This is a genomic window from Stutzerimonas kunmingensis (genome assembly GCF_014764705.1).
Lineage (GTDB): Bacteria > Pseudomonadota > Gammaproteobacteria > Pseudomonadales > Pseudomonadaceae > Stutzerimonas.
On sequence record NZ_JACXXG010000040.1, the window covers coordinates 23,475 to 30,903 of the forward strand.

9 protein-coding genes are annotated in these 7,429 nt (G+C 56.7%); 4 read left to right on the top strand and 5 right to left on the bottom strand.

Features of this window, described 5'->3' with window-relative positions; all coding sequences use genetic code 11:
* The 4 genes from IEG05_RS20555 (at position 1) to IEG05_RS20570 (ending at position 4,119) form a co-directional block, all read left to right on the top strand.
* Complete coding sequence (locus tag IEG05_RS20555) at positions 1 to 1,059, top strand: hypothetical protein (RefSeq protein ID WP_191122651.1); 1,059 nt, start codon at positions 1 to 3, stop codon at positions 1,057 to 1,059.
* A gap of 346 nt (positions 1,060 to 1,405) precedes the next feature.
* Entirely contained in the window at positions 1,406 to 2,893 is a 1,488-nt protein-coding gene (locus IEG05_RS20560) for a SulP family inorganic anion transporter (protein ID WP_008567161.1), read from the top strand.
* Between the two features lie 13 nt (positions 2,894 to 2,906).
* The gene (locus IEG05_RS20565) at positions 2,907 to 3,758 is read left to right on the top strand and encodes a universal stress protein (RefSeq protein ID WP_191122652.1); all 852 of its coding nucleotides are present in this window, start codon (positions 2,907 to 2,909) and stop codon (positions 3,756 to 3,758) included.
* A gap of 7 nt (positions 3,759 to 3,765) precedes the next feature.
* Positions 3,766 to 4,119 (top strand): TraR/DksA family transcriptional regulator, encoded by a 354-nt coding sequence (locus IEG05_RS20570; protein ID WP_191122653.1) that lies wholly within the window; start codon positions 3,766 to 3,768, stop codon positions 4,117 to 4,119.
* A 605-nt stretch (positions 4,120 to 4,724) separates the two neighbouring features.
* Here the strand turns inward: IEG05_RS20570 and IEG05_RS20575 are convergent.
* From IEG05_RS20575 to IEG05_RS20595, 5 genes are all read right to left on the bottom strand, one after another.
* Complete coding sequence (locus tag IEG05_RS20575) at positions 4,725 to 5,030, bottom strand: hypothetical protein (RefSeq protein ID WP_191122654.1); 306 nt, start codon at positions 5,028 to 5,030, stop codon at positions 4,725 to 4,727.
* Positions 5,031 to 5,127: 97 nt separating this feature from the next.
* Entirely contained in the window at positions 5,128 to 5,328 is a 201-nt protein-coding gene (locus IEG05_RS20580; protein ID WP_191122655.1) for a hypothetical protein, read from the bottom strand.
* A 90-nt stretch (positions 5,329 to 5,418) separates the two neighbouring features.
* On the bottom strand, positions 5,419 to 5,679 hold the full coding sequence (locus IEG05_RS20585; protein WP_079329252.1) for a hypothetical protein: 261 nt from the start codon (positions 5,677 to 5,679) through the stop codon (positions 5,419 to 5,421).
* A 70-nt stretch (positions 5,680 to 5,749) separates the two neighbouring features.
* A complete protein-coding gene (locus IEG05_RS20590) occupies positions 5,750 to 6,235 on the bottom strand; it encodes an STY4534 family ICE replication protein (RefSeq protein WP_125884076.1) in 486 nt (161 codons plus the stop codon).
* A gap of 743 nt (positions 6,236 to 6,978) precedes the next feature.
* Positions 6,979 to 7,429: integrase core domain-containing protein (locus IEG05_RS20595; RefSeq protein WP_191122656.1), on the bottom strand; the 451-nt coding region annotated here is incomplete at its 5' end.

Here is a 7,429-nt window from a genome sequence, read left to right on the forward strand (position 1 = left end):
ATGGCCAGATCCGTCGATAGCGGCCGGGGCGACGCCACCGACCGGGCTGAACGGCAGCCAGTTCGCGCCGGCTATCTGCTGGGGATGCTCGCCGGGTTGTTCGGCATGCTTGGCGCCTTCGCCGCACTGCTCGCCTGGCTGCACCACAGTGACAACCTGCCACCGCCGGCTTTCTCCAACAGCCTGTGCGTGGATGAAAAGCTGCGTTTCCTTCGGCAAAACCCGATCGACCAGCCCAACCTGCTGGTCATCGGTTCATCCGTTGCCTGGCGCCACGTTGATGGTGACGTGCTGGTCGAACAGACACCGGGTGTGCGGCCGCTCAACGGCGCGTTTTGCGGCTTGCATGCCAACCAGTCCGCCTATGTCGCCGATTGGTTGCTGGATCGCCAACCGAGCATTCGTCAGGTGGTGATGATCGTCGACCCGCTGGACTTCGCCGGCTGCTGGAAGGTGCCGGATGACGTATTCAACCGCGAGCACGCGGACCAGTACGTCTATCAGGGGGCATCGCGTTGGGGCTACTACATGCGTTATTTCTCACCGCGCTCGCTCCTGCGCAATGCACAGACAGTAAAGGCGCAGCGGGCCAATGAGATCGAGTGGGACCCGCTGGTATTTACCCGCCACGGCGACGGGCCGCTGGAACCCCGGGGTGATCGAGGCCTGTTCTATGGCAAGCCCGACCCGCTGGATAACAGCTGCTTCGCTGCGCTGGGCAAGCTGTCCGACCGCCTGCAGGCGGAGCAACGCCAGCTGCTCGTCGTATCCACACCGCTGCATCCGCAGTGGAAGGCCACGGTCGATGCCGACGGCAGCTTCCTCACCCGTTTCGACGAGAAGCTGACGGCTGCCATCGCCGGCAATGGCGGCGCGCAATACTGGAACGCCGATCGCGAATGGGTTGCCCCACCGGCCGCCTTCGTCGATGCGATCCACCTGCGTTGGTCAGCCGTGCAGGGCTTTTCCGTGGCGCTGGCCGAGCAACTACGAGCGTGGGATCAGGCCAGACTCCAGAATTCCGTGCTCGCCGGCAATGATGCCTACGACGCACCATGATTCTCGATAATGCTGGATAAGCGCGACCCCATAGTGAGGTTCGGCCTTGCCCACCGAGTCGCATCATCATGCGCTCTATGGTATGGTCTGCCGCCTTATTCAGCTCTGACTGTTGAAAATCACTGACAGAATGAACGTTTTGACAATTTTTATCTGGCTGCCTACGCCGCCATAGCGCAACGCCCCCTCCCTTGAATCAGCCTACTGATAGCTGATTCGTCTTGCTGCGCCTGCAGCAATCCGACTGTTCGAAAGAATGGTCACTCAATACCTACAACTCGACTCGACACACTCGGCACGCCACTACGGCACGGTGCCGTTGCGTCCATTGCCTTGGATTTACCTGATGCTGCAAACAATCAAGCAAAACTGGCTGACCAACATACGTGGCGACATTCTCGCCGGCCTCGTGGTGGCACTGGCTCTGATCCCGGAAGCCATCGCCTTTTCGATCATCGCCGGAGTTGATCCTAAGGTTGGCCTCTACGCCTCTTTCTGCATCGCTGTGGTTATCGCTTTCGTAGGGGGGCGCCCGGGTATGATTTCGGCCGCCACAGGCGCTATGGCCTTGCTGATGGTCACACTGGTGAAAAACCACGGCCTCGAATATCTCCTTGCTGCCACCCTGCTATGTGGCGTACTGCAGATCTTTGCTGGCTACCTGAAACTCGGCTCGCTGATGCGATTCGTCTCACGCTCAGTGGTTACGGGCTTCGTCAATGCACTGGCGATCCTGATCTTCATGGCCCAGCTGCCCGAACTGACGAACGTCACATGGCACGTCTATGCAATGACAGCCGCAGGCCTAGGGATCATCTATCTCTTTCCGTATCTCCCGAAGATTGGAAAGCTCATCCCATCGCCCCTGGTATGCATCATCGTGCTGACAGCGGTCGCCATTGCAGTTGGATTGGATATTCGGACTGTAGGTGATATGGGGCAATTGCCCGATACGCTCCCAGTCTTTCTCTGGCCAGACGTGCCGCTGACGTTCGAGACGCTGGTAATCATCTTCCCGTACTCGGCAGCCCTGGCCGTCGTTGGATTGCTGGAGTCGATGATGACCGCGACTATCGTGGACGACCTGACCGACACACCCAGCAATAAGAACCGTGAGTGCAAGGGTCAAGGTGTGGCTAACATCGCGTCCGGCCTGATCGGCGGTATGGCTGGTTGCGCGATGATTGGTCAGTCCATCATCAATGTTAAGTCCGGTGGACGTACTCGCCTTTCCTCCTTGGCTGCGGGCGTTTTCCTTTTGCTGATGGTGGTCTTCCTCGGCGATTGGCTGAAGCAAATTCCAATGGCCGCGCTCGTAGCAGTGATGATCATGGTCTCGATCGGTACCTTCAGCTGGGACTCGTTACGCAATCTGAAGAAACACCCATTGTCGACCAACATTGTCATGGTCGTAACCGTGGTGGTCGTGGTCGCAACCCACAACCTGGCCTACGGCGTACTCGCCGGCGTATTGCTAGCCGCGATGTTCTTCGCCAACAAGGTTGGCCATTACATGGATATCGCTTCGTCTTTGGACGAGGCAGGTGAACATCGAAGCTATACCGTCATCGGGCAGGTGTTCTTCAGCTCCGCTGACAAGTTCATCGCTGCATTCGATTTCAAGGAAGCAGTAGACAAGGTAACCATCGATCTGAGCCGTGCTCACTTCTGGGATATCACCGCAGTTGCCGCGCTGGACAAGGTAGTCATCAAGTTCCGCCGTGAGGGGACCGAGGTTGAGGTGCTGGGACTCAACGAAGCGAGCGCCACTATCGTTGACCGCTTTGGCGTGCACGATAAGCCGGACGCCATTGATCAACTAATGGGCCACTAAAAGGAGAATAACAATGACCAATGTAATCGCCTGCATCGACGGTTCCGCTTCGGCTCCAGCGGTTTGCGACTACGCTGCTTGGGCCAGTCGGAGCTTGCAAGCTCCGCTGACCTTTCTGCACGTACTAGATCAAAGACAGTACCCTGTTGAAGCAAATCTGAGCGGCAATATCGGACTCGGCAGCCGCGAGCATCTCCTCGATGAACTTGCCTCTCTGGATGAACAGCGCAGCAAATTGGCCCTCGAACAAGGGCGAATCATGCTTGCGAACGCCAAGGAGCGCGCGATTGGAAACGGGGTGACTTCGCCGGAATCCAAGCAGCGCCACGGCGAGTTGTTGGAAAGCCTCCAGGCACTGGAAGACGAGATACGGTTGCTGGTCATCGGCCGCCAGGGCGAATCCAGCGGTAGTCTGAGTCAGCACGTCGGAAGCCAGCTGGAAAGCGTGATTCGAATCATGCATCGGCCAGTTCTCGTTACTCCGACAGCATTCACGGAGCCCAAAAGCGCGATGGTGGCCTTCGATGGCAGCGCCACCACGCGAAAAGGAGTAGAGATGCTGGCGTCCAGCCCTCTGCTCAGGGGGCTGCCAATCCACCTTGTAATGGTTGGGCCGGATAACGAAGAATCGGTATCGCAGCTTGACTGGGCACAAAAAGTCCTGATCGACTCAGGATTCACCGTTCATGCCGCGATCCGTAGCGGTGAAGTTGAGCCCACCCTGCATGCCTATCAGAACGAGCATGCCGTCGACCTACTTGTAATGGGCGCCTACGGCCATTCCCGTATTCGCCAGTTCCTGGTCGGTAGCACCACAACAAGTATGTTGCGTTCCACCACAAGTCCGCTGCTCCTGCTGCGCTGATTTGGTTATGGATAAAGCGCTGGATCTCGCCCATTTCAAAGCACTGCTGGATCGAAGGGCAGCCGAGCTGGAGCGCCTGTTGGAGGGCGCCGAAACGCGGTCGCAGTTGGTGGAGCTTGACCAGAGCAAAGTGGGCCGTATTTCGAGAATGGATGCACTCCAACAGCAGGCGATGAACGATGCCATCCGCAGTCGCACGAAGCAGGAACGGGTGCGGCTCCAATTGGCGCTAAAACGCTGGCATGAGGGTGAGTATGGCTGGTGCGCTCAGTGCGGTGAGCCGATTGCTCCCGGCCGCCTGGAGTTCGACCCGGCAGCATCCCTCTGTATTAGCTGTGCCAGTCTCGGTGAGTCAGGTTGAAGTCTCCTGACCCGTCACTCCCGGTAATTGAGAATTAAATGTCGATGGGCAAAAAAACTGGGTTTACTAAAAACGAAAAACCAACGTCTGGCTGTGGGCGGTGCTGTTCCTAGCAATCTTCGCCATTTTTCAAATCCGTACCAAGCATCTAGATGACCGGATTTTTTATTGGGTAAAGACCTACTTGCACACCGACGAATGGGCTGAGAATACCTCCCGAAGCATTGGCGAGCGGAACTCCAGCAGGGGCACTACGACACCATTACGCTCGCGGCGTGAGACGGTGAACGCTCTCCCTGCTTCCTGTCCTTTGCATGGGACCAGCTCAAGTCGCCTGGTTGACTGACACGCACGGACTTCATACCGGGCGCCAACCATAACCCCAGCTTTCAGGAGCTTTTGACCTTCCAGCCAAAGGCGGGCCACGCCTCGTGATTTGCCGATCTTCGATGTGATGAGTGAGGTGAAATTGGTCATGGTGCTCTCCAAGAAATGGAAAACACCCCCAATGGGATGTTTCCCATTGGGTGAGGTGTTAGAGGTTTAGTGTGCTGAGCTACCGGCTGGTAGAAAGCGTCGAAATGAAGGCTATGAACCGAGCCATTTCATCCAAAGCAGCCCTTCGGACAAGTCCAGAAATCCAGCCCGTGTGAGCAAATACCATCATTGCTGGATTCAGCATCTTCAGCCGCTATTTCCTCAGGAGTGAGGTAACCGTACTCCCCGATGGCGTACTGAAATGCTTGGGCTCCTTCGGTGCTCTGCGGATCAGCAAATGCTTGCCGCATCGATTCACAGAACGACCGATGCACAACGGTCTCGTAAGTCGGGAACTTAGCCGTAGCGGCTGCGTAAAGCGCATCGACTTTGCTCGCAACAGATGCCGGAGCTATTGTGATTTCAGTATTCATGGTGTTCTCCAATTATGGAAAACACCCCCGCTGGCATGTTTCCCATCGGGTAGGTGTGTGTAAGGCTACAGAGCCCAGCTACAGAGCCGAGACCTGCTTAGTCGAGGTGTTGCTCCCAGGTGCCGGCACGCATGGCGTCATAAGCTGCTTGGGGGGTTTTGTAGTAGCCAGACTCACGCGACACAGGCCCATCATGGTCGATGGTGCCGATGTACCAGCCAGCTTTGCTTTGAAGGATGTCCAGCTTGAGGAGCTGGCCAGTGGTTCTGTATGCGTTCAGACCATACGTGACGTCCATAGGGACCTCCTGATTTGATCGGGGACGCACTCCCGATGGGAGCGTGCTCCCAGTCGGGCAAGTGTTGCGGGCCGCAACACCTGATATGGTTTATTGCTCTGCCAGCAGAGCGTCGTAGACAACCTCTAACAGCAGTTTGTGGGGTAGAACGTCCTCGTCCAGATCGAACTGATCGTAGCCGGTCAGCGTATCGAACCAGGCGAAGAACTCCTCGAAACTCGTAAAGCCTGCCACTGGCTGCTCCGGATCATCAGCAAGGTCTCGGACCATCTTGATGAGTTGCTCGAAGCTGGGTGGTTCGCCAGGTACGGCTTCAGCGATTTCATCGTACAGGTTGGAATAGTGGTTCATGGATGGGATCCATAAAGCCTCCCTCCCCACAGAGAATTCTCATTCTCCGCGGGTGGGGTTAGGCGTTGGTTTACGCTACTGAGCTGAGGGGCGAGGCGGCTTCAGAACTTGTCTCAGCCCCGTCACCATCAGATTGGTCAGCTTCGTCCGAGGAGGCGTTACGCTCAGGTGCCCGGTAGACCTCTTCTCCATCGACAGAGATTCTGCCAATGAAGAGAAGACGACCTTTCAGCTGAGCTCCTGGTTGACCCTTCTTGTCGCCATTTTGGTAAATGAAAGGGTCTGTCCAGATGTCGCCAATCTTGAAGCTAACCAAGACTTTCTTCCCAGCATCGACGGCCTCTTTGCAGCGACGTACGAGCTTCTGAGCCTCAGCGCCTGCAACCTTGCAGTCAATGTAGGAATACTCAACGTCGTCGGCTGATCCGTGCAGAGCGGCCACGGTACATGCGAGGAAACCCGGGCCTTTGCGGACAGTGACTTCGCGAATGCGGTTCAGGTATCCGATGCCGGTGGTGTGTAAATCGAAAAACTTGGATTCGTTGGATTGAGTCATGATGCGTCTCCGAGACATAAGTACGGGAGAGATCACGACCCGGGCGGGAAGTGATTCCCCGCTGGGTAGATGAGTAAGCATTCGTCACCGAAGGTCGGTGACTGTTCGCTCTTCCGAATGCTGCGCGAACTTTGGTGATCTTCACCAGAAGGTGACGTAGCCTTGAAGATCTTGGCTACCTGGGCATGTTGCCGACAACATCGGCAGAACACACTGACAGGTTATTGGTTGCCTTCTGATTGTCAAGCCCTCTGTGGTAAATGCAACTCACGCATTCAATTGCGCTTTCGTGAAGCCCATTCACCACAGCCTTCATCGTCATCGAGTCGTTTGCAACCAGCGCGGTGGCGTTTGATAGCCAACTCTCCCTGATTTCATCTCGTGTTTGAGCCAGCTGCAATCGACCTCTTTCAGTTCGATGACGCAGTTCGTGAGGTCATAGGGTCTGTACTGCCGACCGGAAATAATCTGAGCGTGGTATATCGCATCGTTCTCCGGCGAGGCTGACCGAGTTCCTAAAGCATATGGCGCATAGCAGGCTCCTGCGCGAAGGTTGACCTGGGAGCTTTCACTATTGGCCACCTCATCGTTGATCGTGCAGTAAAAGTTGACATGCTTCATTCCAGCCGGGAAAAACTCAGCCGTATGTGCTCGGCTTTTTTTCCTGAACCACTTGCCATGACTTCCCAAAACGCTTAGCTCATGGCGCCGGCGATTTTCAAGGTAGTTGTCGCGTGAGCGTGTCACGCTGCCTTTGATGTTTGCTGCAGTACCGCTTCCCGCTCCGGGTTCAGGCACACGATTGGTGCCAGCACCCAGTTCCTGATGTTGCCGCTCCAGCGCTCCGGGTGCCGTGCACGCGCCGCCTCGTACAGCTCGATACGCTTGCGCAGCAACTCTTCCGCCTGGCCAGTATGTCGCTGCGCCGGGGTCACGAACTTCAGGGCGCTGTGGCGATGTTCATGGTTGTACCAGGCCACGAAGCTGTTCACCCAGTTCCTGGCCTGCTCCAGCGTGTCGAAGGGCCGCTCCGGCCACAGCGGGCAGTACTTCGCCGTGCGGAACAAGGCCTCGGCATAGGCGTTGTCATTGCTCACCCGCGGGCGGCTGAACGAGGGCATCACACCCAGGTTCTGCATGGCCGCCAGCATGGTCGAGCCCTTCATCGCGCTGCCGTTGTCCGAGTGCAGTACC

Bases quoted from the DNA above. Each gene is read 5' to 3' on its own strand.
- IEG05_RS20555 (WP_191122651.1), top strand. From the start codon at position 1: ATGGCCAGATCCGTCGATAGCGGCCGGGGCGACGCCACCGACCGGGCT.
- IEG05_RS20560 (WP_008567161.1), top strand. From the start codon at position 1,406: ATGCTGCAAACAATCAAGCAAAACTGGCTGACCAACATACGTGGCGAC.
- IEG05_RS20565 (WP_191122652.1), top strand. From the start codon at position 2,907: ATGACCAATGTAATCGCCTGCATCGACGGTTCCGCTTCGGCTCCAGCG.
- IEG05_RS20570 (WP_191122653.1), top strand. From the start codon at position 3,766: ATGGATAAAGCGCTGGATCTCGCCCATTTCAAAGCACTGCTGGATCGA.
- IEG05_RS20575 (WP_191122654.1), bottom strand. From the start codon at position 5,030: ATGAATACTGAAATCACAATAGCTCCGGCATCTGTTGCGAGCAAAGTC.
- IEG05_RS20580 (WP_191122655.1), bottom strand. From the start codon at position 5,328: ATGGACGTCACGTATGGTCTGAACGCATACAGAACCACTGGCCAGCTC.
- IEG05_RS20585 (WP_079329252.1), bottom strand. From the start codon at position 5,679: ATGAACCACTATTCCAACCTGTACGATGAAATCGCTGAAGCCGTACCT.
- IEG05_RS20590 (WP_125884076.1), bottom strand. From the start codon at position 6,235: ATGACTCAATCCAACGAATCCAAGTTTTTCGATTTACACACCACCGGC.